Origin of the sequence: Bacillus sp. B15-48 (assembly GCF_016879755.1) — a bacterium.
Classification (GTDB): Bacteria; Bacillota; Bacilli; order Bacillales; family Cytobacillaceae; genus Mesobacillus_B.
Window position 1 is genome coordinate 1 of record NZ_WOFU01000031.1, and the last position, 1,361, is coordinate 1,361.

At 51.7% G+C, this 1,361-nt stretch carries 1 rRNA gene; it reads right to left on the reverse strand.

What is annotated here, in order from left to right:
* Positions 1-1,361: ribosomal RNA gene (locus GNT69_RS25335) — 23S ribosomal RNA — on the reverse strand; the annotation flags it as partial.

Genomic DNA, 1,361 nt, shown 5'->3' on the forward strand with positions numbered 1-1,361 from the left:
CTAACTGCTTAGACGCACATAACCAGCAGTGCGCTTACCCTATCCTCCTGCGTCCCCCCATCACTCAAACGATAAAGAGGTGGTACAGGAATATCAACCTGTTGTCCATCGCCTACGCCTTTCGGCCTCGGCTTAGGTCCCGACTAACCCTGAGCGGACGAGCCTTCCTCAGGAAACCTTAGGCATTCGGTGGATGGGATTCTCACCCATCTTTCGCTACTCATACCGGCATTCTCACTTCTAAGCGCTCCACTAGTCCTTACGGTCTAGCTTCAACGCCCTTAGAACGCTCTCCTACCGCGGACATCGTAAGATGTCCACCCACAGCTTCGGTGATACGTTTAGCCCCGGTACATTTTCGGCGCAGAGTCACTCGACCAGTGAGCTATTACGCACTCTTTAAATGGTGGCTGCTTCTAAGCCAACATCCTGGTTGTCTAAGCAACTCCACATCCTTTTCCACTTAACGTATACTTTGGGACCTTAGCTGGTGGTCTGGGCTGTTTCCCTTTCGACTACGGACCTTATCACTCGCAGTCTGACTCCCACGGATAAGTCATTGGCATTCGGAGTTTGTCTGAATTCGGTAACCCGATGAGGGCCCCTAGTCCAAACAGTGCTCTACCTCCAAGACTCTAAACTTCGTGAGGCTAGCCCTAAAGCTATTTCGGAGAGAACCAGCTATCTCCAAGTTCGATTGGAATTTCTCCGCTACCCACACCTCATCCCCGCACTTTTCAACGTACGTGGGTTCGGGCCTCCAGTAGGTGTTACCCTACCTTCACCCTGGACATGGGTAGATCACCTGGTTTCGGGTCTACAACCACATACTAATACGCCCTATTCAGACTCGCTTTCGCTGCGGCTCCGCTTCTTCAGCTTAACCTTGCATGTAATCGTAACTCGCCGGTTCATTCTACAAAAGGCACGCCATCACCCATGAATGGGCTCTGACTACTTGTAGGCACACGGTTTCAGGGTCTATTTCACTCCCCTTCCGGGGTGCTTTTCACCTTTCCCTCACGGTACTGGTTCACTATCGGTCACTAGGGAGTATTTAGCCTTGGGAGATGGTCCTCCCAGCTTCCGACGGGATTTCTCGTGTCCCGCCGTACTCAGGATCCACTCAAGAGGGAACGAAGTTTCAACTACAGGGTTGTTACCTTCTTTGACGGGCCTTTCCAGACCTCTTCGTCTACTTCATTCCTTTGTAACTCCGTATAGAGTGTCCTACAACCCCAGAAGGCAAGCCTTCTGGTTTGGGCTAATCCCGTTTCGCTCGCCGCTACTCAGGGAATCGCATTTGCTTTCTCTTCCTCCGGGTACTTAGATGTTTCAGTTCCCCGGGTCTGCCTTCCATA